Genomic DNA, 26,314 nt, shown 5'->3' with positions numbered 1-26,314 from the left:
AGGAAGGAGGGGAGGATTCAGCGGCCGCCCGAGACCGTGACGATGGTGCCGGTCGTGTAGGAGGCCTCGTCGGAGAGCAGCCAGAGGATCGGCGCGGCGATCTCCTCCGCCGTGCCGACGCGCCGCATCGGCACCGAGGGGGCGAGGCGATGGGCCCGGTCCGGCTGCCCGCCGCTGGCGTGGATCTCGGTGTCGATCAGCCCCGGCGCCACCGCGTTGACGCGGATCCCCTCCTCGGCGACCTCGACCGCGAGGCCGGTCGTGAAGGTGTCGATGGCGCCCTTCGAGGCCGCGTAATCGACGTACTGGTGGGGGGCGCCGAGGCGCGCCGCCACCGAGGACAGGTTGACGATGGCGCCGCCCCGCCCGCCGCGCTTGGTCGACATCCGCCGCACGGCCTGGGCGGCGCAGAGGAAGGAGCCGACGACGTTCGTCGCCATCATCCGGGTCAGGCGGGCGGCCGTCATGTCCTCGACGCGGGCCGGGTGGTCGACGACGCCCGCGTTGTTGACGAGCCCGCCGAGGGGCCCGAGCCGGTCCGCCGCCTCGAACAGGGCGGCCACCTCCGCCTCGACCGCGACGTCGCTGCGCACCGCGAGCGCCCGGCCGCCGGACGCCTCGATCTCGCGCACGACCGCGTCCGCCGCCTCCGCGTTCGCCACGTAGGAGAGGCAGACGGCCCAGCCGCGCCGCGCGGCGAGCAGGGACACCGCCCGCCCGATCCCGCGGCTGCCTCCGGTGACGACCAACACCTTGTCCATCATGCCCGGTCCTTCCGCCTCCCCGCCTCCGGCCGCGGCCGGGCGCGGGATCCCCTCCCGGCCGGGGAGGGGTTCGCCGTCGCGCCGCTGGTTCCGATCAGAGGTCGAGCACGAGCCGCGCCGGATCCTCCAGTGCCTCCTTGACCCGCACCAGGAAGGTCACGGCCTCCTTCCCGTCGACGATCCGGTGATCGTAGGACAGGGCGAGGTACATCATCGGCCGCGCCTCGATCTTGCCGCCGCGCACCACCGGCCGCTCCTCGATGCGGTGCATGCCGAGGATGCCCGATTGCGGCGCGTTCAGGATCGGCGTCGACATCAGCGAGCCGTAGATGCCGCCATTGGTGATCGTGAAGGTGCCGCCCTGCATCTCGTCGATCGAGAGCTTGCCGTCGCGCGCCTTGCGGCCGAAATTCGCGATCGTCTTCTCGATGCCGGCGATCGACAGGTTGTCGGCGTCGCGCACCACCGGCACGACCAGGCCCTTGTCGGTCCCGACCGCGATGCCGATGTGGTAGTAGTTCTTGTAGACGATATCCTGACCGTCGATCTCGGCGTTCACGGCCGGCACGTCCTTCAGGGCCTGGATCACCGCCTTGGTGAAGAAGCCCATGAAGCCGAGCTTGGTGCCGTGCTTCTTCTCGAAGACGTCCTTGTACTGCTGGCGCAGGGCCATGACGGCGCTCATGTCGACGTCGTTGAACGTCGTCAGCATGGCGGCGATGTTCTGCGCGTCCTTGAGCCGGCGGGCGATGGTCTGGCGCAGCTTGGTCATCCGCACGCGCTCCTCGCGCGCGGCGTCGTCGGGCGCCGAGGGGGCGCGGGCGACCTGCGGCAGGGGCGCCGGGGCCGGGGCCGCGGCGCCGGAGGCCGCCGCCAGCATGTCGCCCTTGGTCACGCGGCCGTCCTTGCCGCTGCCCTGCAGGGAGGCGGGGTCGACGCCGGTCTCCTGGGCGAGGCGGGCCACCGCCGGGCCGTGGTCCTGGGCGGCGCGGGCGCCGGGGGGCGGCGTCGCCGTGGCTGCCGTAGGAGGCCGAGGAGGTCTGGGCCGGGGCCGCGGCGGGCGCCGGGGCCGCCTTCGGGGCGGGGGCGGCCTCGGCCGCGCCGTTGCCGGCGCCCTCGACGATCGAGCCGAGGAGCGCGCCGGGCTCGACGGTCTCGCCGTCCTTGGCGACGATGTCGCCGAGCTTGCCGGCGGCCGGGGCGTTGACCTCGAGCGTCACCTTGTCGGTCTCGAGCTCGACCAGCGGCTCGTCGGCCTTCACGGTGTCGCCCGGCTTCTTGAACCAGCGGCCGATCGTGGCCTCGTTCACGGACTCGCCCAGGGTCGGGACGCGGATTTCGGTGGCCATGGCATCGCGCCCCGGACGGGGCGCCTCCTCTTTCAGACAGCGGGTGCGGGGTGGGGCGCCGCAGCGCGCCCGAGGCTGAGCTGCGGCATCGGGTGGATCACGGTGCGGAAGCCGAGCCCGGCCGCCACGACCGGGTCGGCCTCGGTGACGGCGCGCGCCTCCTGCGCATCCGCGACGCAGAGGAGGCCGAGGCCCCAGGCGCCCGCGGGGTCGAGGACGGGACCGAAGGCGACCGCCCTCCCCTCTTCCGCGAGGGCGCGCCAATGGGCGGCGTGGGCCCGCATGGCGGCGCCCTCCTCCGGCGTCATGTCGGCCGGGAACGTCGCGCGGGGCGCGATCAGCCGGCAGAAGAAATACGCCATCGCGCGAGCCCTCGGAGGGTCAGACCGCCAGGGCCTCGTTGAGGAAGGCCTGGAGCTGAGCCATGTGCTTCGACATCAGGCCGACCGCCGTCGAGGCCGAGGCCGGGCGCCCGACGTAGCGCGGCCGCTTCGAGGCCACGCCCGCCTGGTTGAGGACCCACTCGAGATAGGGCTCGACGAAGGTCCAGGCGCCCATGTTCTTGGGCTCCTCCTGACACCAGATCACCTCGGCGTTGCGGAAGCGCGACACCTCCCCGGCCAGCGACTTCAGCGGGAACGGGTAGAGCTGCTCGACGCGCATCAGGTAGACGTCGTTGATGCCCCGCTTCTCGCGCTCCTCGAACAGGTCGTAGTAGACCTTGCCCGAGCAGAGCACGACGCGACGGATCTTGTCGTCCTTGACGAGCCTGATGCCGTCCGGCGTCTTCTCGGCATCGTCCCAGAGCACCCGGTGGAAGCTCGACCCCTCGGTGAGTTCGTCGAGCCGCGACACCGCGCGCTTGTGGCGCAGGAGCGACTTCGGGGTCATCAGCACGAGCGGCTTGCGGAAGTCGCGCTTCAGCTGCCGGCGCAGGATGTGGAAGTAGTTCGAGGGCGTCGTGCAGTTGGCGACCTGCATGTTGTCCTCGGCGCAGAGCTGCAGGTAGCGCTCCAGCCGGGCCGAGGAATGCTCCGGCCCCTGGCCCTCGTAGCCGTGCGGCAGCAGCATCACGAGACCCGACATGCGCAGCCACTTGCGCTCGCCGCTGGAGATGAACTGGTCGATCACGACCTGCGCGCCGTTGGCGAAGTCGCCGAACTGCGCCTCCCACAGTACCAGGGCGTTGGGCTCGGCGAGCGAGTAGCCGTACTCGAAGCCGAGCACCGCCTCCTCCGAGAGCATCGAGTTGATGACCTCGTAGCGGGCCTGCCCCTCGCGGATGTGGTTGAGGGGCGTGTAGCGCTCCTCGGTCTCCTGGTCGATCAGCACCGAGTGGCGCTGCGAGAAGGTGCCGCGCTCCACGTCCTGGCCGGAGAGCCGGACCCGGTGATGCTCGGTCAGCAGCGAGCCGTAGGCGAGGGCCTCGGCGGTCGCCCAGTCGAGCCCCTCTCCGGTCTCGATCGCCTTGGCGCGGTTGTCGAGGAAGCGCTGGATCGTGCGGTGGAGGCGGAAATTCGCCGGGACCTTGGTGATCTGGCGGGCGATCTCGCGCAGGGTCTCGGCCGGCACGCCGGTGCGGCCGCGGCGCGGGTCGTCCTCGTCCTCGCGCACCGACTTCAGGCCCGACCAGCGGCCGTCGAGCCAATCCGCCTTGTTGGCCTTGTAGGCGTTGGCGACGTCGAACTCGCTGTCGAGCGTCGACCGGAACTCGGACTTGCGGGCTTCGAGGTCCGCCTCCTTGACGGCCCCGGCCTCGACCAGCCGCTTGCCGTAGATCTCCAGCGTCGAGGGGTGCTTGCGGATGATCTTGTACATCTTCGGCTGCGTGAACGCCGGCTCGTCGCCCTCGTTGTGGCCGAAGCGGCGGTAGCACAGCATGTCGATGACCACCGGCTTGTGGAACTTCTGCCGGTACTCGGTCGCGACCTTGGCGGCGAAGACCACGGCCTCGGGGTCGTCGCCGTTGCAGTGGAAGATCGGCGCCTCGACCATCTTGGCGACGTCGGACGGATAGGGCGAGGAGCGCGAGAAGCGCGGATCGGTGGTGAAGCCGATCTGGTTGTTGATGATGAAGTGGATCGAGCCGCCGGTGCGGTGGCCCTTCAGCCCCGAGAGGCCGAGGCACTCCGCCACCACGCCCTGGCCCGCGAAGGCGGCGTCGCCGTGGATGAGGAGCGGCAGCACCGAGGTGCGCTGGTCGGGCGCGTCGTTGTGCTGGTCCTGCTTGGCGCGGACCTTGCCGAGCACGACCGGATCGACGATCTCCAGGTGCGACGGGTTGGCGGTGAGCGACAGGTGGACGCCGTTGCCGTCGAAGCTGCGGTCGCTCGACGCGCCGAGGTGGTACTTCACGTCGCCCGACCCCTCGACCTCCTCCGGCGAGGCCGAGCCGCCCTTGAACTCGTGGAAGATCGCCCGGAACGGCTTGCTCATCACGTTGGCGAGCACGTTCAGCCGGCCGCGATGGGCCATGCCGACCACGATCTCCTTCACGCCGAGCGCGCCGCCGCGCTTGATGATCTGCTCCAGCGCCGGGACCATCGCCTCGGAGCCGTCGAGGCCGAAGCGCTTGGTGCCCGTGTACTTGAGGTCGAGGAACTTCTCGAAGCCCTCCGCCTCGATGAGCTTGTTGAGGATGGCCCGCCTGCCCTGCTCGGTGAAGGAGATCTCCTTGTCCTTGCCCTCGATGCGCTCCTGGATCCAGGCCTTCTCCTCGGGGTCGGAGATGTGCATGAACTCGACGCCGAGCGTCTGGCAGTAGGTGCGCCGCAGGATCGCGACGATCTCGCGGATCGTCGAGAATTCGAGGCCCAGCACGTTGTCGAGGAAGATCGGCCGGTCGTAATCGGCGTCCGTGAACCCGTAATGCTGCGGGTGCAGCTCCTCGTGGTCGCCGCGCAGCTGCAGGCCGAGCGGGTCGAGCTTGGCGTGCAGGTGGCCGCGCATGCGGTAGGCGCGGATCAGCATGATCGCGCGCACGGAATCCTTGGTCGCCTGCTGCACGTCGGCCGGTGCAATCGGCGCGCCCTTGGCCTCGGCGCGGGACTTGATCTTGTCGCCGACCGCCTTCTCCAGGGTCGACCAGTTGCCGTCGAGGGCCGAGACCAGCTCGCCGTTGGCGGCGACCGGCCAGTTCGGCTTCGTCCAGGACGCCCCCTCGGCGTTCTTGACGACGATGGCCTTCTCCTCCTTCAGGCCGGCGAAGAAGCTCCGCCACTCCGGATCGACGGAGTTCGGATCCTTCGTGTAGGCCGCGTAGAGGTCCTCGATGTAGGCGGCGTTCGCCCCGTAGAGGAACGAGGTGCCGAGAAGGGTTTCGTTCGCGTCCTGGCGTGCCATGGCGTTGGTCTACCCGCGGTTTGGGCTCGGTCGGGCTCCGGGGGGAGCGGGCGAGCAGCCGGTTGGGGTCCCTCGGGGCCTCTCGGGGCGTGCGGCCCCTCGGGAGCGCTGCCGCCCGGGAGGAGCCCCGATATGGGATCCGGAAAGACGCCCCGCGCGGGGCTCAGCCATGCGCGGGACGCATCAATCTCGGGCTGAACTCAGCCCTTGAGCACGTCGACCAGGGTCTTGCCGAGGCGGGCCGGCGACGGGGAGACGCGGATGCCGGCCTCCTCCATGGCGGCGATCTTGTCCTCGGCGCCGCCCTTGCCGCCCGAGATGATCGCGCCGGCATGGCCCATGCGGCGGCCCGGGGGCGCGGTGCGGCCGGCGATGAAACCCACCATCGGCTTCTTGCGCCCGCGCTTGGCCTCGTCCCGGATGAACTGGGCCGCCTCCTCCTCGGCCGAGCCGCCGATCTCGCCGATCATCACGATCGACTCGGTCTTCTCGTCCGCGAGGAACAACTCCAGCATGTCGATGAACTCGGTGCCCTTGACCGGGTCGCCGCCGATGCCGACCGCCGTGGTCTGGCCCAGGCCCTCGTTCGAGGTCTGGAACACCGCCTCGTAGGTGAGCGTGCCGGAACGCGACACGATGCCGACCGAGCCGGGCTTGAAGATGTTGGCCGGCATGATGCCGATCTTCGACTCGCCCGCCGTGACGATGCCGGGGCAGTTCGGGCCGACGAGGCGCGACTTCGAGCCCTCCAGGGCCCGCTTCACCCGCACCATGTCGAGGACGGGAATGCCCTCGGTGATGCAGACGATGAGCGGGATCTCGGCCTGGATCGCCTCGCAGATCGCGTCCGCGGCGCCCGGCGGCGGCACGTAGACGACCGAGGCGTCGGCGCCGGTCGCCTCGCGCGCCTCCTGGACCGTGTCGAAGACCGGCAGCCCGAGATGGGTCGAGCCGCCTTTGCCGGGGCTGGTGCCGCCGACCATCTTGGTGCCGTAGGCGATCGCCTGCTCGGAATGGAAGGTGCCGTTCTTGCCGGTGAAGCCCTGGCAGATCACCTTGGTGTTCTTGTCGATCAGGATGGACACGGACGTGAACTCCGGTGCTTAGCGTTCTTCGGGCGTCAGCGCTGGCGCACGGCCGCGACGATCTTCTGGGCTGCGTCGTCGAGATCGTCCGCCGGGATGACGTTGAGCCCCGAGGAGCGGATGATCTCCTTGCCCTTCTCGACGTTGGTGCCTTCGAGGCGCACCACCAGGGGCACCTGCAGGCCCACCGCCTTGACGGCCGCGATCACGCCGTTGGCGATCACGTCGCACTTCATGATCCCGCCGAAGATGTTGACGAGGATCCCCTTCACGTTCGGGTCGGCCGTGATGATCTTGAAGGCCGCCGTCACCTTCTCCTCGGAGGCGCCGCCGCCGACGTCGAGGAAGTTCGCCGGCTCCTCGCCGTAGAGCTTGATGATGTCGAGCGTCGCCATGGCGAGGCCGGCGCCGTTGACCATGCAGCCGATCGTGCCCTCGAGCGCGATGTAGGCGAGGTCGTACTTCGAGGCCTCGATCTCCTTCTCGTCCTCCTCGGTCGTGTCGCGCAGCTGCACGATCTCCGGGTGGCGGTAGAGGGCGTTCGAGTCGAAGGAGATCTTGGCGTCCAGGCACTTCAGGTGCCCGTCCTTGGTCACGATCAGCGGGTTGATCTCCAGCATGCTCATGTCCTTGGCGGTGAACGCCTGGTAGAGCCGGGCGGTGAGATCCTCCGCCTCCTTGGCGAGCGGGCCCGAGAGGCCGAGCGCCTTGGCGACCGCGCGGCCGTGATGGGGCATCACGCCCGTCGCCGGATCGACCGAGAAGGTCACGATCTTCTCGGGCGTGTCGTGGGCGACCTGCTCGATATCCATGCCGCCCTCGGTCGAGACCACGTAGGCGACCCGGCCGGTCGCGCGGTCGACCAGCATCGAGAGGTAGAACTCGGTGTCGATGTCCGAGCCGTCCTCGATGTAGAGGCGGTTGACCTGCTTGCCGGCCTCGCCGGTCTGCACCGTCACGAGGGTGCGCCCGAGCATCTGCTCGGCGAAGGTCTTGACCTCGTCGATCGACTTGGCGAGGCGCACGCCGCCCTTCTCGCCGGCCTTGGCCTCCTTGAATTTGCCCTTGCCGCGCCCGCCGGCGTGGATCTGGGACTTGACCACCCAGAGCGGCCCGCCGAGTTCGCGGGCGGCGGCCTCGGCTTCCGCGGCCTTGAAGATGGCCTTGCCGTTGGAGACCGGCAGGCCGAACTCCTTCAGCACCGCCTTGGCTTGGTATTCGTGGATGTTCATGGACGTTTCCGGGTAGGCGAGTGGCGAATGGCGAAGGGCGCGTGGCGGGCCGGAGGGATGGCGGAACGGTGGTGCCGCGCGCGGCCCCCTTCGCCATCCGCCGCCCGCCACTCGCCCCCTGGGCGACTAGGCCAGGGCCGCGTTGATGCCCTTGCAGGCCTCGACGAGACCCTTCACCGAGGCGACCGACTTGTCGAACATCGCCTTCTCCTCGGCCGAGAATTCGACCTCGACGACGCGCTCGACGCCGTTCTCGCCGATCACGATCGGCACGCCGATGAACAGGCCGTCGATGCCGTACTGGCCGGTCAGGTAGGCGGCGCAGGGGAGCACGCGCCTCTTGTCCTTGAGGTAGCTCTCCGCCATGGCGATGGCCGAGGCCGCCGGCGCGTAGAAGGCCGAGCCGGTCTTGAGCAGGTTGACGATCTCGCCGCCGCCCTTGCGGGTGCGCTCGACCATGGCGTCGAGCTTCTCCTGCGTGGTCCAGCCCATCTTGACGAGGTCGGGCAGCGGGACGCCGGCCACCGTCGAGTAGCGCACCAGCGGCACCATGTCGTCGCCGTGGCCGCCGAGCACGAAGGCGGTGACGTCCTCGACCGAGACCTGGAACTCCTCGGCCAGGAAGTGGCGGAAGCGGGCCGAGTCGAGCACGCCCGCCATGCCGACGATCTTGTTGGGGGCGAGGCCGGAGAATTTCTGCAGCGCCCAGACCATCGCGTCGAGCGGGTTGGTGATGCAGATCACGAAGGCGTTCGGGGCGTGGGTCCTGATGCCGGCGCCGACCTTCTCCATCACCTGCAGGTTGATGCCGATGAGGTCGTCGCGGCTCATGCCCGGCTTGCGCGGCACGCCGGCCGTCACGATCACCACGTCGGCGCCCGCGATGGCCGCGTAGTCGCTCGCGCCCGCGTACTTGGCGTCGAACCCGTCCACGGGAGCGGATTCGGCGATGTCGAGGCCCTTGCCCTGCGGCACGCCGTCGGCGATGTCGAACAGAACGACGTCGCCGAGTTCCTTGAGGCCGGCGAGGTGCGCGAGGGTTCCGCCGATCTGCCCGGCGCCAATCAGCGCGATCTTCTTGCGTGCCATGTGAGAACCGATCCTTCGCGGCTTTGGGTGGAACCGTCTGGGGCCGGGGTCCGCCTCGCGAGGAACCCCGCGCCGGCGCGGCCTGTTTGGCCGAAAAGCCAGGGGCGGACAACCCGATCCTCCGGCAAGATGCAGGGCAGCACCCGCCCGGAGCGCGCGCGGGGAGGCCAGCCGGTGAAATTTTTCACGTGTGCAGAGCAGCTTAGCTGCTGCCTCAGCGTTTGTTACAAATGATAGCGAATGTTATTCCGTCACAGCGCGCCGGTGCGCAGGACCCGCAGGATCGCCCGGATGACCGCGCCGAACCGGGCCTCGATCAGGTCGCGGGGCACTTCGGCGTCGAGCTGGATCGAGGCCGGGTGCGTGAAGCGGTGGCTGGCGTCGAACACGAAGGCGAGGGCGCGCTCCCGGTCGCGGAGGTGGAAGGCGCCGCCGGCGATGCCCTCGTCGACCACGCGCTCGACGAGGAGCCTCAGGCGCCCGCGGTGGCGCCGGGTGATGGGCCTGGACTCCACGGTGGCGTCGAGATGCACCGCGAACAGGTGGGGATCCTTGGCCAGCACCTCGCGCTGCAGGGTCGAGAGGGCGAGGAGCAGGCGCTCCAGCTTGTCGTCGGCGGGGTCGGGCGCGTCGGCGATCGCGGCGAGTTCGGTCTCGACCTCGCGCAGCCAGCGCCCGGCGACCGCGTCGACAAGGGCGGTCTTCGAGGGGAAGTAGCGGTAGACGTTGGCGTGCGTCATGCCGGCTTCCGCCGCGACCCCGACCACGGTCACCTGCCGGTGGCCGAGGCGGCGCAGGTGCTCGCTCGCGATGGCGAGGAGCCGCGCATCGGCGGAGGGCGGCGCCGCGCGGGCGCGGGCGGCGGGCGCGACGAGGAGCTGGCCGTCCGGCGAGAGGCGCACGGCGCCGGCCCGCGCCCGGCCGCCGCGCGGCGGGTCGGCCTCGTCTCTCGAACCGGCGCCGGAGCGGGTGCGACGCATGCGGGCGTTGTCGACCTTTGGATGGAGAGGTCTTGCGCGACGGCCCGCTCCTTGCCGCGCCTCGAAATTAGCCGGGAGTGCGGGGGGCGGGAAGCCCTCCCGGGACGAGGAGAGTCCGCCTGGGCAGGGGGAGTTCCGCGGCCGGGCGCGGATCAGGTCTCCACCAGCCCGGTCGTGCTGCCCGAGGCCTCGGAATCCGGCCGGCCGTGCGGCAGGGCGAGGTACTCCTCCGAGCGCATCTCGATCAGGCGCGACACCGTGCGCTCGAACTCGAAGGCCTCGCGGCCCGTCTCGGCCCGGTAGAGGTCGGGGGCCTCGGCCTGCGCGGAGGCGAGGAGCTTGGTGCGGGTGTCGTAGAGCGCGTCCACCAGCGTGATGAAGCGCTTGGCCTCGTTGCGCTGCGCCAGGCCCATGACCGGGATCGCCTCCACGATCAGGGTGTGGAAGCGCTGGGCAAGGGCGAGGTAGTCGGAGGCGCCGAGCGGTCGCGCGCAGAGATCCGCGAAGGTGAAGCGCGCCACCCCGGCGGCGGCCTCCGGGATGAACACGTCATGGCCCTTCACGGCGATCGTGGCCGGATGTCCCTGCTTGTGGCCGGTGAGCGCCCGGAAGGCCCGCGTCAGCGCCGTGGCGGCGGCCTCGTCGGCCGGCACGTGGTAGACCGGCGAGCCGCCGAGCTTCTCCAGGCGGAAATCCGTGCGGGAATCGAGCCGGACCACCGCGACCTGCTCCTTCAGGAGCGCGATGAAGGGCAGGAACAGCGCCCGGTTGAGGCCGCCCTCGTAGAGCCGGTCGGGCTCGACGTTCGAGGTCGCCACCATCACGACGCCCTGGCCGAACAGGGCCGTGAACAGGCGGCCGAGGATCATCGCGTCGGCGATGTCGGTCACCGTGAACTCGTCGAAGCAGAGCAGCCTCGCCTGCTCGGCCAGCGCCTCGGCCACCGGAGCGATCGGGTCGTCGCCCTTGGCGCGCCCCGCCTTCACGGCCTGCCGGTGCTGGTGGATGCGCTCGTGCACGTCCGCCATGAAGGCGTGGAAGTGGACCCGCCGCTTCGACCCCGGCGCCGCCTCGTGGAAGAGGTCCATCAGCATCGTCTTGCCGCGCCCGACGAGGCCCCAGACGTAGAGGCCGCGCGGCCCGGTCGCCGGCTCGGGCCTGCGCCCGAGCAGCCGGCCGAGCGGGCCGAGCTTTTGCGGCGCGGGCGCCTCCGCGAGCTCGGCCACCAGGGCGTCGAGATGGGCCACGAGGTGCGTCTGGGCGGGATCGCGCTCGATGGCGCCCTCGGCCACGAGCGCCTCGTAGCGGGCCGCCACGGGGCCGGAGGAAGCGGTGCAGTGCGTCACCCGCCCCGCTTAGACCGGCGGCCGCGCCGGCGCAATGCGGTGCTTTCGAGGCGAAACCATGCGTCCGCCGCAGGGCGGCCCGGCCGGAACGGCCGCGCCCGTGCTGCATTGCACAACGGCGCCGGGCGGGATTCGTCCGGCCGGGAGAGCAACGCCCGGGAGCGCGTCAGCGCAGTCCTGGAGTCGTCACACACATGACCCATTCCGTGAGCGGCGCGGCGGTGATCCGCCGCCTGTGGCCGAGCGACCGCGCGGCGGTCGAGGCGCATTTCGGCCGGCTCGACCGGGAGACCCGGTTCAACCGCTTCATGGCCGCGGTGAGCGAGGCGGGGGCGCGCTCCTACGGCGCGGCCGCCCTCGCCCGCGACGGCCTCGTCTACGGCGCCTTCGTCGACGGGATCCTGCGCGGCGTCGGGGAGCTGCGCCCGACCGGCCCCGCCGGCCTCGGGCCCGAGGCCGAGGCCGCCTTCTCCGTGGAGCCCGGCTACCGGCAGCGCGGCCTCGGCACCGCCCTCGCCGAACGCCTCTGCACCGCCGCGCGCCACGCGGCCGTGGGCCAGGTGCATCTGCGCGCGCTCGCCGGAAACCGCCCCCTCCTGGCCCTCGCCCGGCGGCTCGGCGCGGAGCCGGTCCTCTCCGGCGGCGAGGCCCACGCGATCGTCCCCATCGCGCCCGCGACCGCCCTCTCGCACTGGGCCGAGAGCCTCGACGGGCTCATCGACGCGATGCTGGCGGCGTTCCAGCCCCGCGCGGCGCAGCGCGCCGCCTGAGCCCGCGCCGGGCCGGACTGACGCGACGGCCCCCGCCGCCCTATCTGGGCGGCACCCACAGGCGGATCTCGCGGAAGGATCTCGGACATGGCCAGGCAGGACAGGACGGCGCTGATCGTCGGCGCCTCGCGGGGACTCGGGCTCGGGCTGGTGCAGGCGCTGCTGAAGCGGGGCTGGGACGTGACCGCCACGGCCCGCGGCCCCGCTCCGCAGCTGGAAGCGGTCGGGCCGGCGGCCCCGCATGTCGAGCGGGTCGACATCGACGACGACGAGGCGGTGAGGGGTCTGCGCAGGCGCCTCGACGGACGAAGCTTCGACGTCGTCTTCATCGTGGCCGGCATCGCGCCGGACGCGCAGGTGCCGGCGCCGCAGATCGACCGCGCGGTGGCGCTCCGGGTCTACGAGACCAACGCCCTGAGCCCGGTCCGGGCGGCCGAGACCCTGGCGCCGCTGGTGGCGCCGGGCGGCCTCGTCGTGCTGATGAGCTCGATCCTGGGCAGCGTCGCCCTCAACGACGGCGGCACCTGGGAGACCTACCGCGCCAGCAAGGCCGCCCTCAACAGCCTCGCCCGCAGCTTCGAGGCGCGCCACGGCGACGCGCCCTTCGGCGTCGTGCTGATGCATCCGGGCTGGGTGCGCACCGAGATGGGCGGGCCGGAGGCCGATATCGACGTGGCGACCAGCGCCGAGGGCATGGCCGCGGTGCTGGAGCGCCAGCTCGGCCGCAAGGGCATCGCCTATCTCGACTACCGGGGCGAGACGCTGCCCTGGTGAGCCGTCATCCGCCGTCCGGACGATCACGTCCGGGAAGCGAATGCCAAGCCCGCGCGGCGCGTGAGCGACGCCGAGATCCGCGTTGCGACGCGATCCGTCGGATGTCGGATTACAGGCCCGCCGCCCGCCCGAGCGCCACCACGGCGAGGCCCGCGGCGATCGCCGCGAGTTCGAACCGGGTGAGCGCCATCACGGCGGCGGCCGCGGCGAGGCCGGCGATCCCGGGCGCCCCGGCCGCGAGGCCGGTCGGGAGCGCGGTCGCCACCACGATCGAGCCGGGCAGGGCCCGCAGGCCCCGCTCGACGCGCGGCGTCAGCCGCACGCGGCTCATCAGCAGCACGCCGGAGGCGCGGCACAGGTAGGTGACGGCGGTGAGCGCCGCGACGGCGAGGAGCGAGCCGGCCGGCCCGGCGAGCCACTGCGCGCTCACCGCGCCGCCCCGTCATCGACGAGCGCCCCGGTGACGAGGCCCGCGAGCGCCCCCGCGGCGATGAAGCCGTAGCCCGGCACGAGGCGCTGCACCGCGAGCGCGACCGCGCCCGAGACGAGCCAGGGCAGGGCCGGGCGGACGCCGCGCCAGAGCGGCGCCAGCATGGCGGCGAAGAAGATCGGCATGATCATGTCGAGGGCGTAGGCCCGGGGCTGCGCCACCAATCCGCCGGCGAGGTGCCCGAGCCCGGTCGTGGCGATCCAGAGCGGCCACATCCCGAACCCGGCCCCGAACAGGATTCCGAGGTCGCGCCCGCCCTCCGCGCGATGGCGCATGCCGATGAGCCAGCCCGCATCGACGAGGAAGAACAGCGTCAGGGCGGTGCGCCAGAACGGCGTGCCGCGCAGCCAGGGCTGCACCGTGGCGCCCATCAGGATCATCCGCGCATTGATCAGCGCCGTCACGGTCATGGCCGCGAGGAGCGCGCTCAGGGTCCAGGGCCGGCCCCAGACCTCCAGCGTCACCATCTGGGCCGCGCCCGCGTACACGAAGGCGCTCATGCCGAGCGCCTCCGACAGGGTGAGGCCGCGCTGCGCCGCCGCGGCCCCGAAGGCGGCGCCGAACACCGCGATGCTCGGCCAGACCGGCAGGCCGAGGCGGATGCCCGCCAGGATTCCGGCGCGCGTGAAGGGGGCGGCGGTCGGCAGCATCGCGTGCGGGAGCCGGGCGCCCCTCAGGCGGCCGACGCGAGGCGCCGGATCGAGGTGATCGGCCCGGCCCCGGCCGCGGCGATGCGCGCCCGCGCCTGCGCGAGCGGCTCGATCGCCACGGCCATGTGGTGGCCGTTCGCGTGGATCAGGGTGGCCGGATCGAGCATCAGCCCGACATGGCCGCGCCAGAACACGAGGTCGCCGCGCGCGAGCCCGTCGAGGCCGGGCGTCACCGGGACCGGGATCCCGAGCGCGGCCTCCTGCAGGTCCGCGTCGCGCGGCGCGGCGATCCCGGCCGCCCCGAGCGCGATCTGCACCAGGCCCGAGCAGTCGAGGCCGAGGCTGGAGCGCCCGCCCCACAGGTAGGGCGTGCCGAGGAGGCGGGTGGCGGTGGCGGCGTAGTCGGGCGCGCGGGCCGAGAGGTCGGCGAGATGGGCCGCGTAGACGTAGCCGCCCCCGGCGAGGCGGGCATAGGCGCCCTCCTCGCCCTCGACCGCGACGGCGGCCGAGAGGCTCAGATGCGCGAGCGGCGGCCGCTTCAGGTCGGGCGCCGGGAACACGAAGCTGCGCAGCGCGGTGACGCGATGGGTCGGCGCCGGGTCGGGGTCGCCCAGGCAGGCGGCCGGCAGGTAGCCGACGTAGCCGTCCGCCTCGAGCTGCGCGTAGGCCCAGCCCGCCGCCACCTCGAACACCGTCACGGCCTCGCCGCGCAGGGCCTCGGTGTCGAGGGCGGCGTCGTCGCGCGGGGCCCGGCGCAGGGGCGCGAGGGGCGCGCCGACCCGCCGCGTCGTGCCGGCGACGAATCGGGCGGCCTGCACGGCGCCGCGCAGGCGCGCATCGGCGAGGTCGGGGCGGGCCGCGGTCAGGCGCGGGTCCCGGGCGGGGGCGGAATGTGCGGGAGCGGTCACGGGCGCGACTCTTGCAACGCCTTCGCGGCCGCACAAGGGCGGACGAGCGAGGATTACCGCGACGATGCTGCGCCTGTCCCACCTGCGACACAATGCCCAAGTCCCGTTCTGCGACCGCCCCGGCACTGCTGTGTCGGGCGGATTCGCGAGGCGGGCACGGCCGATAGCGCCGACCGAGGCGGCCTGTCCGGGCGGGCGCGCGGCGTCGCCGGCGCCCGGATCGTCGTGCTGCACTGCAAAATCCGGCGCGGACGCGCTATAACCCCCCTCATGACGATGGGCCGCCCCGTGAAGAAGCCGACCGACAAGAACCGCCCCCTGCCGCCGATCCGCGTCCGCAAGGAGCCGCCGACGGTCGCCGAGGCCGTGGCCGCGGCGCAGGATCTCGCCGACGACATCGAGCAGCAGGTCGAGATCGCCGCCGGCCTGATCGGCCTGCCGCCGGACGAGGTCCGGCCCCACGTGCTGAAGGCCGTCAAGCCGAAATCCGATCGCGCGCCCGAGCGGATCATCAGCACCGGCAGCGGCATGCGGGGCCCCCGCACCGTGATCGTGGAGCGCAAGGTCGGCCGGCCGCTCGTCGAGCGCCGCATCCGCCCCCTCGACGGCCGCCGCTGACGCGGAGGCGGACCGGCCCTTGCGGGCGGCCGCCCCCTCTCCAGATATGCCCTGGGCCCGAGCGGCGGGGCCTGATCCGCTGGCTCGGGCAGGCGTGCCGGCTCCGCGCGGCGTGGTGCGCCGAGGGCGCCCGGAGCGAGCCGATGGACGCGACCTTCTCCCGGAATGCGGCCCGCTTCGGGGCGAGCGCCGTCCCGGAGGGGGCCGGGTCGCCGCCTGACCGCCCCCGTGGACGCCCCCTCCCCCGCCCGCCTGCCCGCCGTCGAGCGCCTCCTCGGCCATCCCGACCTCGCGCGGCGCGCGGCCGCGCACGGCCGCACCCTGGTGACCGAGGCGGTTCGGGCGGTGCTCGGCGAGATCCGGCAGGCCCGGCTGCCCGCCCCGCCCGCGGACGCCCTCGCGGAGGCCGTCGGCGCGCGGCTCGACGCGTGGCTCACGCCCTCGCTGCGGCCGGTCTTCAACCTCACCGGGACGGTGCTGCACACCAATCTCGGCCGGGCCCTGCTGCCCCGCGAGGCGGCGGAGGCGGTCGTCGCCGCGATGACCCGGCCGACCAACCTCGAGCTCGACCTCGCCACCGGGCGCCGCGGCGAGCGCGACGCCCACGCGGAGGCGCTGATCTGCCGCCTCACCGGGGCGGAGGCGGCGACGGTCGTCAACAACAACGCGGCGGCGGTGCTCCTCGTCCTCACGGCCCTGGCGCGGCGGCGGGAGGTGCCGGTCTCCCGCGGGGAGCTGGTCGAGATCGGCGGCGCCTTCCGGATGCCGGACGTGATGGCCCGGGCCGGCAGCCGCCTCGTCGAGATCGGCACCACCAACCGCACCCACCTCGCCGATTACGCGGCGGCGATCGGGCCGCGCACCGGCCTGGTGATGCGGGTGCATCCGAGCAATTACGCGATCCAGGGATTCACGGCCGCGCCCGATCCCGCGGCGCTGCACGCCCTGTGCCGGGAGCGCGGCCTGCCCTTCTGCGTCGATCTCGGCAGCGGCGCGCTCGTCGACCTCGCGGCTTACGGCCTGCCGCGCGAGCCCGTGGTCCGCGAGGCGCTGGCCGATGCCGACCTCGTGCTGTTCAGCGGCGACAAGCTGATGGGCGGCGTGCAGTGCGGGATCGTCGCGGGCCGCGCCGACCTGGTGGCGCGGCTGCGCCGGGACCCGCTGAAGCGGGCGCTGCGGGTCGACAAGATGACCCTCGCGGCCCTGGAGGCGGTGCTGCGGCTCTACCGGGAGCCCGAGCGCCTACGCGAGCGGCTGCCCACCCTGCGGCTGCTGACCCGCCCCCAGGCGGAGATCCGGGCGCAGGCCGAGGCCCTGGCCCCGATCGTGGCGCGGGCCCTCGGCGCGCAGGCGCGCGTCGCGGTCGAGCCCTGCCTCAGCCAGGTCGGCTCCGGGTCGCTGCCGGTCGAGAGCCTGCCGAGCGCCGCCCTCGTCCTGCGTCCCGCCTCCGTCAAGGGGGCGGGCACCTCCGGCAAGGGGGCGGGCGCTTGGCCCGAGCGCCTCGCGGCGCGGTTCCGGGCGCTTCCCGTCCCGGTGCTCGGGCGCGTCGCGGAGGGGGCCTACCGCCTCGACCTGCGCACCCTGGACGACGCGGATGCCTTCGCGGACCAGATCCTACTCCGTCCGTTCTAGGACCAAAAGGCTATCGACGTGTTATATTCCGGGCAAAAATGACCCGCGCGCGGTTCTTCGACCGTCGAGTTCGTGGTATGCGTTCCCTTTGCGCGCGCGAGTTCTTGACCGGCGCGGCAGGCTCGCGGTGCCCGCGCGCGACAGTATGGTGTGACGAATGACGTCTCTCGAGCCCATCGTGTCGGGCTTTGACACGCTCCGCCTCGACAACCAGCTCTGCTACGCGCTCTACGCGGCCTCGCACCGGATGACGAAGTGCTACAGGCCCCTGCTGGAGCGCCTCGGCATCACCTATCCGCAATACCTCGTCCTGATCGTGCTGTGGGAGACGGACGGCCTGACCGTGTCGGAGATCGGCCGGCGGCTGCGCCTGGATTCCGGCACGCTCACCCCCGTGCTCAAGCGGCTGGAATCCGCGCGCTACGTGCGCCGCACCCGCCGCCAGCAGGACGAGCGCGAGGTCGAGATCAGTCTCACCCCGGAGGGCTTGGCCCTGCGCGACGAGGCGGTGGCGGTGCGCCAGGAGATCGTTCGCCAGCTCAAGATGAGCGAGGCCGAGATTGCCGAGCTCCGGATCCGGCTGGACGACCTCATCACGACCCTCGGCGCCGAGGCCTGAGGGCGAGATAGTTTGCCGGGAAATTAATTCGGCTTGAGTCCCCCCCGGGGCCGCGCCTATGGAGGGGCCGCCGCCTCGGCGCCCCGGTCACCCCCGCACGGTCTCGCCACCCTCGTGATGCCTGTCCCGCCTCCCGCCGACCGGACCGTGCAGGGCCCGCGCGCCGGATGAAGAGTCTGCGCAACCTCACGGCCGCGCTCACCGGCTGGGTGGAAGGCGCCGAGGCTCCGCGCCGGCAGGTCGGCGTGCTGCCGCTGCGCCACGGGCCGGACGGCGCGCAGGTGCTCCTCATCACGTCGCGCGAGACCCGCCGCTGGGTGATCCCCAAGGGCTGGCCCATGAAGGGCCTCAAGAATCACGAGGCCGCCGCCCGCGAGGCCTACGAGGAGGCCGGCGTCATCGGCCGGGTCGAGAAGCACGCGCTCGGCAGCTACCTCTACCAGAAGCGCCTCAAGAGCCGGGACACGGTCCTGTGCCAAGTGCAGGTCTTCCCCCTGCATGTCAGGCGGCAGCTCAAGGCCTGGCCCGAGCAGCAGGAGCGCGACGGTCGCTGGTTCAGCCCCTCGGACGCGGCCGAGGCCGTGACGGAGCCCGGCCTCGCCGCCCTGATCCGCGCCGCCGCCGGCCGGGAGAAGAAGCGCGGCAAGCGGCGCGGTTAGCCTCGCGCGGGCGGCCGGGGCCCGCTCACGTCAACGGCCCGGGATGCCGACGCATCGGGCCGTCGACCCTCTCGAATGGGCGACACCACGCCGAAGGCGCGGCGGCGCATTCGAGACCCGACCCAGCGGTCACGGGACATGACCGGCGGGATCACTCCTCCACGCCGCCGAACCCGCTGCGATGGGCGCGCGGGGGACGCGCCGCCGCGGCGCCGGTCGCGACGTCGCGGTCGGCCCAGCCGCCGCGCACCGCGATGCCCTGACCGGAATCGATCGCCTCCGCCGCGTTGCGCCAGCCCGCGGCGCCGCTGAGGCCGCCGGGCGCCGTGGCGGGCGGGATACCGGCCGGGGCCGTGTAGCTCTGGGCGAGAGCGGTGCCGGCCGAGAGCGCCAGCTTGAGCGCCGCGGCGCCGGCAAGAAGTGAAGCGCGCATGATCGTCTGTCCTCCCCGTCGAGCGGGTCGCCCCTCAACCGGTCGAGATAGGAGCGGTTCCGCCCTTCGGGAAGGCTGCTTGACCCAGCGTAAGGCAATCGCTGGCCAAGTTTGAGGCAGTTCCGTCGCGCCCGGGTCGGTCCTCGGGGCACGCCCGCCGCGCACAACGCTGTCGCGCCAACCCCTTGCGCGAGGTCCGCGGCATCCGGGCCGGCCCCCGGGCCGCGCCGCCGACGACCCGGCCTGTGCGCCCGCGCACGCGCCGGGACCTGCGACGGCGACCGGTTGCCCGGGGCGGGGTACCGCGGGGCCGGGCCGCGCCGACGTCGGGGGCCCCGATGCCGGAGCGTCTCCCGGTCCGCGCCCGCGGGGAACGGTTCAGTTCGGGAGCTTGTCGTCGATCCCCTTCACGTACCAGTTCATGCCCAGGATCATCGGGTCGGGCGCGACCTCCCCGGCCTTCACGGCCAGCGTCCCGTCCTGCTTGGTGATCGGGCCGGTGAAGACGTGGAAGCTGCCGTCCTTGATCGCCTTCGTGCGCGCCTCGGCGGCGGCCTTCACGTCGTCGGGCATGTTGGCGAAGGGGGCGAGCACCACGGCCCCCTCCTTCATGCCGTCCCAGACATCGGCGCTCTTCCAGGTTCCGCCGAGGACCGCCTTGGCGGCGCCGACGTAGTGCGGCCCCCAATCGTCCACGATCGAGGTGAGCTGGGCCTTGGGCGCGAAGCGCATCATGTCGGAGGATTGGCCGAAGCCGAGCTTGCCCTGCTTCTCGGCCTCCTGCAGGGGCGCCGCGGAGTCGGTGTGCTGCGAGAGGATGTCGGCCCCCTGGGCCAGCAGCGCCTTGGCCGCCTCCGCCTCCTTGCCCGGATCGAACCACGTGTTGACCCAGACGATCTTGACCTTGATGTCGGGCTTCACGGATTGCGCGCCCAGCATGAAGGCGTTGATGCCGCTCACCACTTCGGGGATCGGGAAGGAGGCGATGTAGCCGAGCACGCCCGTCTTGGTCATCCTGGCGGCGATCTCGCCGCAGACGTAGCGGCCCTCGTAGAACCGGGCCGAGTAGGTGCCGACGTTGGGCGCCCGCTTGTAGCCGGTGGCGTGCTCGAATTTCAGCTTGGGGAATTTCCTGGCGACCTTGAGGGTCGGCTCCATGAAGCCGAACGAGGTGGTGAAGATCAGGTCCTGGCCGGAGCGGGCGAGGCTCTCGATCGCGCGCTCGCTGTCGGCCTCGGGCACCGATTCGAGGTACGTGGTCTGGACCTTGTCGCCGAGGGCGGCCTCGAGCGCCTTGCGGCCCTGGTCGTGCTGGTAGGAGTAGCCGTAATCGCTCACCGGCCCGACATAGACGAAGCCGACCTTCAGCCTGTCGGCCGCCCGCGCGGGCGCGGAGGCGAGGCCGAGGGCGACGAGGCCCGCCGCGGCCGCGTGCAGGGCGCCCTGGACGATCCGTTTCATGACGTGCTCCTTGGGAGGCCGCGGATCAGCGCGGCGGGATGAAGACGCGCCCGAGCGAGGCCGGGGCGGTCGAGCCGCCGGCCCGCCGGCCGAGCGAGAGGATGACGAGGGCCAGGATCGTGGCGAGGTAGGGCAGCGCCGAGAGGGCCTGCCCCGGCAGGCCGATGCCGGCCGCCTGGGCGTGCAGCTGCAGCACCGTGGCGCCGCCGAAGAGCAGCGCGCCCGCGACGAGGCGCCCGAGCCGCCAGGAGGCGAAGACCACCAGCGCGAGCGCGATCCAGCCGCGGCCCGCCGTCATGGCGGGCGCCCAGAACGGCGTGTAGGCCAGGGACAGGTAGGCGCCGCCGAGCCCGGCGCAGCCGCCCCCGAACAGCACCGCGAGCAGCCGCACCCGCCGCACGGGCAGTCCGAGGCCGTGGGTGGCGGCGTGGTCGTCGCCGATCGCCCGCAGCGCCAAGCCCGCCCGCGTGCGCCACAGGAAGACCCAGACCCCGGCGACCAGGAGGGCGGCGGCGTACACGAAGGCGTCCTGGCCGAAGACCAGGCGGCCGATGCCCGGCAGGTCGGAGAGCAGGGGCAGGTGCAGGTGCGGCGCCGCCTCGCGCTTGAGGCCGATATAGGGCGCCCCGACCAGCCCCGAGAGGCCGAGGCCGAGGATCGTGAGCGCGAGCCCGGAGGCGACCTGGTTGGCGGCGAGACCGATCGTCAGCAGGGCGAACAGCCCCGCCAGGGCGATGCCGGCCGCGATGCCGGCGAGCGCCCCGACCAGGGTCGAGCCGCTCTCCACCGCCGCCGCGAAGCCGAGGGCGGCGCCGAGCACCATCATGCCCTCGACGCCGAGGTTGAGCACGCCCGCGCGCTCCGCCACGAGTTCCCCGGTGGCGGCGAGCAGGAGCGGGGTCGACGCGGTGACGATGGTGAACAGCACCATCTGGACGAGGTCGAGACTCACGCCGCACGCCCTCCCGGCACGAGGCGCACCCGGTAGCGCGCCAGCACGTCGGCGCCGAGGACCAGGGCGAGCAGCAGGCCCTGGAAGGCGCGGGTGAGGTCGAGGGGCAGCTTGAGGGCGATCTGCGCCCCCTCGGCCCCGATCGTCGTGAGGGCGATGACGAGGGAGGCCAGGGCGATCCCGATCGGCGAGAGCCGGCCGAGGAAGGCCACGATGATCGCCGTGAAGCCGTAGCCGGGGGAGATCGAGGGTTGCAGCTGGCCGATCCTGCCGGCGACCTCGGCGATGCCGGCGAGCCCCGCCGCGCCGCCGGAGACCGCGAACGCCGCCAGCGTCAGCCGCGCCTCGCTGAAGCCGGCGAAGCGCGCCGCCCGCGGCGCGGCGCCGACCACCCGCACCCGGAAGCCGAACAGGGTGCGGGACAGGACGACGACCGCGAGGAGCACGACGGCCAGCGCGATCAGCACGCCCGCGTGCAGGTTCTCGCCCTCGATCAGCGGGGCGAGGCGGGCCGCGTCGTCGAAGCCGACGCTCTGGGGGAAGTTGTAGCCCGCCGGGTCGCGCAGGGGCCCGCGCACGAGGTAGTCGAGCAGGAGTTCGGCGACGTAGACGAGCATCAGGCTGGTCAGGATCTCCGAGACGCCGAGGGCGACCCTGAGGATCGCCGGGATCAGCGCGTAGGCCATGCCGGCGAGCGTGCCCGCCGCCAGCATCGCGGGCAGGATCCAGGACGTGCCGAGCGGCCCGCCCTCGATCCCGTGCGTGGCGACGGCGATGCACCCGCCGGCCAGCCCGCCGATCACGAACTGGCCCTCGGCGCCGATATTCCAGAGATTGGCCCGGTAGCAGAAGGCGAGGCCCGTCGCGATCAGCGCCAGCGGCGCCGCCTTCAGGGCCACCTCCTGCAGGGACCAGAACTCGGTCAGCGGGGCGACGAAGTAGATCGCGAAGGCGGCCGCGGGCGAGCGGCCCATCGCCGCCACCGCGAGGCCGCCGATGGCCACCGCGAGCGCGAAGGCCAGGGCCGGGCTCAGCGCCTCCATGAGCCGCGAGCGGCGCGGCCGGGGAGCGAGGTCAAGGCGCACGCACATCCTCCTGGCGGGCACCGCCCGCATGGGCACCGCCCGCGTGGACACCGCCCGCATGGGCACCGCCCGTGCGGGCTTCGGCCTCGCGGGCGTCGCCCGAATGGGCCTGCACCTCCGGGCCGGCGGCCCCGCCCATCATCAGGCCGATCGCCTCGCGGGTGAGGTCGCCCGCCGGCCGGGCGGGGGAGAGCCGGCCCTCGTGCAGCACGGCGATGCGCCCGGCCACCTCGAACAGCTCGTCGAGGTCCTGGCTGATGACGAGGACGGCGGCGCCCCGCCCGGCGAGGTCGAGCAGCGCTTGGCGGATGCGCGCCGCCGCCGCCGCGTCCACGCCCCAGGTCGGCTGGTTGATGACGAGGATCCCGGGCTCGGCCAGGATCTCGCGCCCGACCAGGAATTTCTGCAGGTTGCCGCCCGACAGGGTGCGGGCGGCCGGGTCGGGCCCGGCCTTGCGCACGTCGAAGGCCGCGACGATCGCCTGCATCAGCGCGCGGGCCGCGCCGAGGCGCAGGAACCCGGCCCGCGCGAGCCCCGCATCGGCGTGGCGCGACAGGATGGCGTTGTCGGTCAGGCCGAGGTCCGGCGCCGCGCCGTGGCCGTTGCGCTCCTCGGGCACGAAGGCGGCACCGCGCCGCCGCCGGGCCGTGATGCCGAGCCGCCCGACCGGCGCCCCGTCGACCTGCACCGAATCGGCGCGCTCGGCCAGGGTCTCGCCCGAGAGGGCGGCGAAGAGCTCGGCCTGGCCGTTCCCGGCGATGCCCGCGATCCCCACCACCTCGCCCTCGCGCACGCGGAGCGAGACGTCGCGGAGCGGCGTGCCGTGGAGGCCCGGGGCGGGAAGCGACAGGCCGTCGACCACGAGGCGCGCGCGGGCGCCGGGCGGGCGGGCGGGCGGGCGCACCTCCGCCACCTGCTCGCCGACCATCAGGGCGGCGAGGGAGCGGGCGCTCTCCCGGCGGGGGTCGCAGGCGCCCACCACCTTGCCGCCGCGCAGGATCGTCGCCCGGCTGCAGAGCCGGCGCACCTCGTCGAGCTTGTGCGAGATGTAGAGGATCGCCCTGCCCTCGTCGCGCAGCCGCTCCAGCACCCGGAACAGGCCCTCGGCCTCGCCGGGGGTGAGCACCGAGGTCGGCTCGTCCAGGATGACGAGGACCGGATCCTGGAGGAGGCAGCGGACGATCTCGATGCGCTGGCGCTCCCCCGCCGAGAGCGACCAGACCGGCCGGTCGGGATCGAGCGGGAGCCCGTAGGCGGCCGTCACCGCCGCGAGCCGCCCGCGCAGGGCCGCCCTCGCCAACCTGCGGGGCATCACCAGCGCGATGTTCTCGATCACCGTCAGGTTCTCGCACAGCGAGAAGTGCTGGAACACCATGCCGATGCCGAGCGCCCGAGCGGCCTCCGGGCTCGGGATGCGGATCCGCTCGCCCCGATGGGTCAGCGCCCCGGAGGTCGGCTCCAGGAGGCCGTAGAGCATCTTCATCAGGGTCGACTTGCCGGCCCCGTTCTCGCCGAGCAGGGCGTGGATCTCGCCCGCGCGGATCTCCAGGTCGACGCCGTCATTGGCCGCGAAGGCGCCGAACCGCTTGACGATCCCGTAGGCGCCGAACAGGGGGGTGGCCTCGGCCATGCCGGTCACGCGGCCCCGAACAGCGAGCGGGCCGCGTCGCCGTGGGCCTCGCGCAGGGCGCGCAGGTCGAGCCCGACCGGCGCCCCGTCGATCACCCGCCATCGGCCCGCCACCATCACCCGGTCGGCCCGGCTCGCGCCGCACAGGACCAGGGCGGCGAGCGGGTCGTGCCCGCCGGAGAAGCGCAGCTCGTCGAGCGTGAAGAGGGCGAGGTCCGCCTCGCAGCCCTCCTCCAGGCGGCCGATGTCCCGGCGCCCGAGGCAGCCCGCCGAGCCCTCGGTGGCCCAGCGCAGGGCGTCGCGATGGGTCACCCTCTCGGCCCCGTAGGTCAGCCGGTTCAGCATCACGGCGTGGCGCACCTCCTCGATCAGGTTCGACGCGTCGTTCGAGGCCGAGCCGTCGACCCCGAGCCCGACCGGGCTCCCGGCGGCTTCGAGCTCGCAGGTCCGGCAGAAGCCCGAGGCCAGGGTCATGTTCGAGGTCGGGCAGTGGCAGATGCCGACCCCCGCTCGCCCGAGCCGCGCCACCTCCCCGTCGTCGAAGTGGATGCCGTGGGCGAGCCAGGTCCGCGAGGAGAGCCAGCCGACCTCCTCCAGGTAGTCGACCGGCCGCTGCCCGAAGGCGGACAGGCAGTAGGCGTTCTCGTCGCGGGTCTCCCCCAGATGGGTGTGGAGCCGGCACCCGTGCCGCGCCGCGAGCGCCGCCGTCTCGCGCATCAGGCGCTTGGTCACCGCGAAAGGCGAGCAGGGGCTGAGCGCGATCTGCACCATCGCGCCCGGCGCGGGGTCGTGGAACAGCCCGAGCACCCGCTCGCAATCCGCCAGGATGGTGTCGTCGTCCTGGACCACGCTCTCGGGCGGCAGGCCGCCGTCCTTCTCCGACAGGCTCATGGAGCCGCGGGTCACGCAGGCGCGGATGCCGAGGGCCCGCGCCTCCTCGACCTGGATGTCGACCGCCGCCTCGAGCCCCCGCGGGAACAGGTAGTGGTGGTCGGCCGCGGTGGTGCAGCCCGAGAGCAGCAATTCCGTGTAGGCGAGCCGGGTCGCCAGCCGGAACGAATCCGGGGTGAGCCGCGCCCAGATCGGGTAGAGCGCCTTCAGCCACGGGAAGAGCGGCTTGTTGATCGCCGCCGGATGGGCGCGCGTCAGCGTCTGGAAGACGTGGTGGTGCGTGTTGACGAGCCCGGGGATCACCACGTGGCGCGAGCAATCGACCGCCGCGTCGGCCGGCACGGCCGGCGCGCCTCCGGCGGGCACCCGCTCCACGATGCGGCTGCCCTGCACCACGAGGCCGCCGCCGGCCCCCTCCGCCAGGATCGCCAGCGGGTCGCGCAGCCAGAGCCGCGCGCCCGCCCCCGTGTCGTCCCGCTGCATCCCGGTCCCCGCGATCCGCCGCAACCCTCAGAAGATATGGAACGCGACGCCGGCCAGGAAGGCTTTTTCCTCGGACCCGGGCACCCTGCTCTGGTCATTGCCGAACTTGTTGCGCCAGTACTGGAAGCCCACGAACACGTTGACGCGGTTCGGCTTGTCGTAGATCAGCTTTCCGACATCAAGGACGAGGTTGGTGCGCGACAGGAATTCGGTGACGGTCTTGGCGCCGAAGCCGTCCCTGCCTTTCGGCAGCACGACGTTGTTGAAGCCCGCGAGGCTGAGCGGCAGCCCGGTGAAATCGAGCGGGAAGTTGTAGACCAGCTCGAATTCCGGCGTGACCTGAAACTCGACGTCGCGCGCCGGCAGCGGCACGATGCCGTTGCGGTTCCACTCCTTCGAGGCGTGGACCGCGAGGTTCATGAAGCCGGCCGGCACGTCGAAGGCGAAGCTCACGCCCGCCACCATCAGGCGCTTCTCGGAGCCGAACGACGTGTTCTTCGAATTCATGTCGGCGCCGAAGGAGATCGACACGTCCTTGACGACACCCGGGATGGCGAAAGCCTTGCTGCTGCTGAGCGCGTTGCCCGAGAGGGTGCCGCGGTAGAGGCCGTAGGCCTCGGTCGCGCCGATTCCGGTGGCGATGCCGAGCCGCGGGAAGGCGTAGCCCGACGGGTCCTGCGAGCCGGATTTCAGGATGTCGAGGGAGAAGAAGTTCGTGCCGTAGGCCCAGGCATCCGCGTGCGAGATGTTGAGGACGTGCTTGGGAATCCCGCGCCCGTCGAGCGGGTCGGCGGTCTTGCGGTTCGGGATGCCGGGCTCCGAGGCCGGGAAGACGTAGCGGTAGCTCACCTGAGTGTCGGCGAACAGGAAGATCGAGTCCGGCACCGGCGCCGGCGCGACCGGCGCTTTGGCCGGCACGTCCGCCGCCTGCGCCTGAGCCAGCATGGCGATGCCGGTCGCCATCGCCACGAGCCCCGGCGCCACGAGCCCCGGCGCCACAAGCCCCGGCGCCACAAGCCCCGGCGCCACGAGCCCCCGCTTGACCATCCCCGTCTCCCATTCCCCTGCGTCAC

24 protein-coding genes and 1 pseudogene are annotated in these 26,314 nt (G+C 72.7%); 6 read left to right on the top strand and 19 right to left on the bottom strand.

Annotation, left to right across the window (positions count from 1 at the left end; translation table 11 throughout):
• Nucleotides 1-17: 17 nt before the first annotated feature.
• From QA634_RS10980 to zapE, 9 genes and pseudogenes are all read right to left on the bottom strand, one after another.
• The gene (locus tag QA634_RS10980; protein ID WP_012332038.1) at nt 18-764 is read right to left on the bottom strand and encodes an SDR family oxidoreductase; all 747 of its coding nucleotides are present in this window, start codon (nt 762-764) and stop codon (nt 18-20) included.
• Nucleotides 765-858: 94 nt separating this feature from the next.
• Nucleotides 859-2,113: pseudogene (gene odhB, locus QA634_RS10975) on the bottom strand (2-oxoglutarate dehydrogenase complex dihydrolipoyllysine-residue succinyltransferase).
• Nucleotides 2,114-2,145: 32 nt separating this feature from the next.
• Nucleotides 2,146-2,475, bottom strand: a complete 330-nt coding sequence (locus QA634_RS10970) for a YciI family protein (RefSeq protein WP_012332036.1) — start codon at nt 2,473-2,475, stop codon at nt 2,146-2,148.
• 19 nt (nt 2,476-2,494) lie between these two features.
• Entirely contained in the window at nt 2,495-5,455 is a 2,961-nt protein-coding gene (locus QA634_RS10965; protein ID WP_012332035.1) for a 2-oxoglutarate dehydrogenase E1 component, read from the bottom strand.
• 200 nt (nt 5,456-5,655) lie between these two features.
• Nucleotides 5,656-6,540, bottom strand: coding sequence for a succinate--CoA ligase subunit alpha (gene sucD / locus QA634_RS10960; protein ID WP_012332034.1), 885 nt, complete (start codon nt 6,538-6,540; stop codon nt 5,656-5,658).
• 35 nt (nt 6,541-6,575) lie between these two features.
• Entirely contained in the window at nt 6,576-7,772 is a 1,197-nt protein-coding gene (gene sucC / locus QA634_RS10955; protein ID WP_012332033.1) for an ADP-forming succinate--CoA ligase subunit beta, read from the bottom strand.
• Nucleotides 7,773-7,898: 126 nt separating this feature from the next.
• Complete coding sequence (mdh, locus tag QA634_RS10950; RefSeq protein ID WP_012332032.1) at nt 7,899-8,861, bottom strand: malate dehydrogenase; 963 nt, start codon at nt 8,859-8,861, stop codon at nt 7,899-7,901.
• 251 nt (nt 8,862-9,112) lie between these two features.
• A complete protein-coding gene (locus QA634_RS10945) occupies nt 9,113-9,841 on the bottom strand; it encodes a TetR/AcrR family transcriptional regulator (RefSeq protein WP_012332031.1) in 729 nt (242 codons plus the stop codon).
• A gap of 152 nt (nt 9,842-9,993) precedes the next feature.
• Nucleotides 9,994-11,187: a cell division protein ZapE gene (gene zapE / locus QA634_RS10940; RefSeq protein WP_012332030.1), complete on the bottom strand. Its 1,194-nt coding sequence runs from the start codon at nt 11,185-11,187 to the stop codon at nt 9,994-9,996.
• A gap of 194 nt (nt 11,188-11,381) precedes the next feature.
• Here zapE and QA634_RS10935 point away from each other — a divergent pair, with 194 nt between their 5' ends.
• Both QA634_RS10935 and QA634_RS10930 read left to right on the top strand, forming a co-directional pair.
• Nucleotides 11,382-11,957 (top strand): GNAT family N-acetyltransferase, encoded by a 576-nt coding sequence (locus tag QA634_RS10935; RefSeq protein WP_012332029.1) that lies wholly within the window; start codon nt 11,382-11,384, stop codon nt 11,955-11,957.
• Nucleotides 11,958-12,044: 87 nt separating this feature from the next.
• Nucleotides 12,045-12,731: an SDR family oxidoreductase gene (locus QA634_RS10930; protein ID WP_012332028.1), complete on the top strand. Its 687-nt coding sequence runs from the start codon at nt 12,045-12,047 to the stop codon at nt 12,729-12,731.
• Between the two features lie 109 nt (nt 12,732-12,840).
• Here QA634_RS10930 and QA634_RS10925 read toward each other — a convergent pair whose 3' ends face one another.
• From QA634_RS10925 to QA634_RS10915, 3 genes are read right to left on the bottom strand one after another with little or no spacing between them, the layout of a single operon-like run.
• Nucleotides 12,841-13,161 (bottom strand): AzlD family protein, encoded by a 321-nt coding sequence (locus QA634_RS10925; RefSeq protein WP_012332027.1) that lies wholly within the window; start codon nt 13,159-13,161, stop codon nt 12,841-12,843.
• A complete protein-coding gene (locus tag QA634_RS10920; protein WP_012332026.1) occupies nt 13,158-13,871 on the bottom strand; it encodes an AzlC family ABC transporter permease in 714 nt (237 codons plus the stop codon). Before QA634_RS10920 ends, QA634_RS10925 begins: the two co-directional genes overlap by 4 nt.
• A 23-nt stretch (nt 13,872-13,894) precedes the next feature.
• The gene (locus QA634_RS10915; RefSeq protein ID WP_012332025.1) at nt 13,895-14,779 is read right to left on the bottom strand and encodes a C40 family peptidase; all 885 of its coding nucleotides are present in this window, start codon (nt 14,777-14,779) and stop codon (nt 13,895-13,897) included.
• A 270-nt stretch (nt 14,780-15,049) separates the two neighbouring features.
• On the opposite strand from QA634_RS10915, the gene QA634_RS10910 reads away from it, so the two are divergent.
• From QA634_RS10910 to QA634_RS10895, 4 genes are all read left to right on the top strand, one after another.
• Nucleotides 15,050-15,397: a hypothetical protein gene (locus QA634_RS10910; protein WP_012332024.1), complete on the top strand. Its 348-nt coding sequence runs from the start codon at nt 15,050-15,052 to the stop codon at nt 15,395-15,397.
• 228 nt (nt 15,398-15,625) lie between these two features.
• Entirely contained in the window at nt 15,626-17,029 is a 1,404-nt protein-coding gene (gene selA / locus QA634_RS10905) for an L-seryl-tRNA(Sec) selenium transferase (protein WP_012332023.1), read from the top strand.
• Nucleotides 17,030-17,186: 157 nt separating this feature from the next.
• A complete protein-coding gene (locus QA634_RS10900) occupies nt 17,187-17,648 on the top strand; it encodes a MarR family winged helix-turn-helix transcriptional regulator (RefSeq protein ID WP_012332022.1) in 462 nt (153 codons plus the stop codon).
• A gap of 167 nt (nt 17,649-17,815) precedes the next feature.
• On the top strand, nt 17,816-18,307 hold the full coding sequence (locus QA634_RS10895) for an NUDIX hydrolase (protein WP_012332021.1): 492 nt from the start codon (nt 17,816-17,818) through the stop codon (nt 18,305-18,307).
• A gap of 151 nt (nt 18,308-18,458) precedes the next feature.
• Here QA634_RS10895 and QA634_RS10890 read toward each other — a convergent pair whose 3' ends face one another.
• The 7 genes from QA634_RS10890 to QA634_RS10860 form a co-directional block, all read right to left on the bottom strand.
• Complete coding sequence (locus QA634_RS10890; RefSeq protein ID WP_012332020.1) at nt 18,459-18,740, bottom strand: hypothetical protein; 282 nt, start codon at nt 18,738-18,740, stop codon at nt 18,459-18,461.
• Nucleotides 18,741-19,118: 378 nt separating this feature from the next.
• Nucleotides 19,119-20,201, bottom strand: coding sequence for a BMP family ABC transporter substrate-binding protein (locus tag QA634_RS10885; RefSeq protein WP_012332019.1), 1,083 nt, complete (start codon nt 20,199-20,201; stop codon nt 19,119-19,121).
• Nucleotides 20,202-20,226: 25 nt separating this feature from the next.
• On the bottom strand, nt 20,227-21,153 hold the full coding sequence (locus QA634_RS10880) for an ABC transporter permease (protein WP_012332018.1): 927 nt from the start codon (nt 21,151-21,153) through the stop codon (nt 20,227-20,229).
• Nucleotides 21,150-22,238, bottom strand: coding sequence for an ABC transporter permease (locus tag QA634_RS10875; RefSeq protein ID WP_012332017.1), 1,089 nt, complete (start codon nt 22,236-22,238; stop codon nt 21,150-21,152). The genes QA634_RS10880 and QA634_RS10875 overlap by 4 nt, the downstream gene beginning before the upstream one ends.
• Nucleotides 22,228-23,868 carry an ABC transporter ATP-binding protein gene (locus tag QA634_RS10870; protein WP_012332016.1) on the bottom strand — a complete coding sequence of 547 codons (1,641 nt, stop codon included), beginning with the start codon at nt 23,866-23,868 and terminating at the stop codon, nt 22,228-22,230. Before QA634_RS10870 ends, QA634_RS10875 begins: the two co-directional genes overlap by 11 nt.
• Nucleotides 23,869-23,873: 5 nt before the next feature.
• Nucleotides 23,874-25,241, bottom strand: coding sequence for an 8-oxoguanine deaminase (locus QA634_RS10865; RefSeq protein ID WP_012332015.1), 1,368 nt, complete (start codon nt 25,239-25,241; stop codon nt 23,874-23,876).
• Between the two features lie 27 nt (nt 25,242-25,268).
• Nucleotides 25,269-26,204, bottom strand: coding sequence for a hypothetical protein (locus QA634_RS10860; protein ID WP_043702224.1), 936 nt, complete (start codon nt 26,202-26,204; stop codon nt 25,269-25,271).
• Between the last annotated feature and the right edge of the window lie 110 nt (nt 26,205-26,314).

Source organism: Methylobacterium sp. CB376 (assembly GCF_029714205.1).
Taxonomy (GTDB): Bacteria; Pseudomonadota; Alphaproteobacteria; order Rhizobiales; family Beijerinckiaceae; genus Methylobacterium.
The sequence above is the reverse complement of the archived record's forward strand: the minus strand, read 5'-3'. Positions and strand labels throughout refer to the sequence as shown.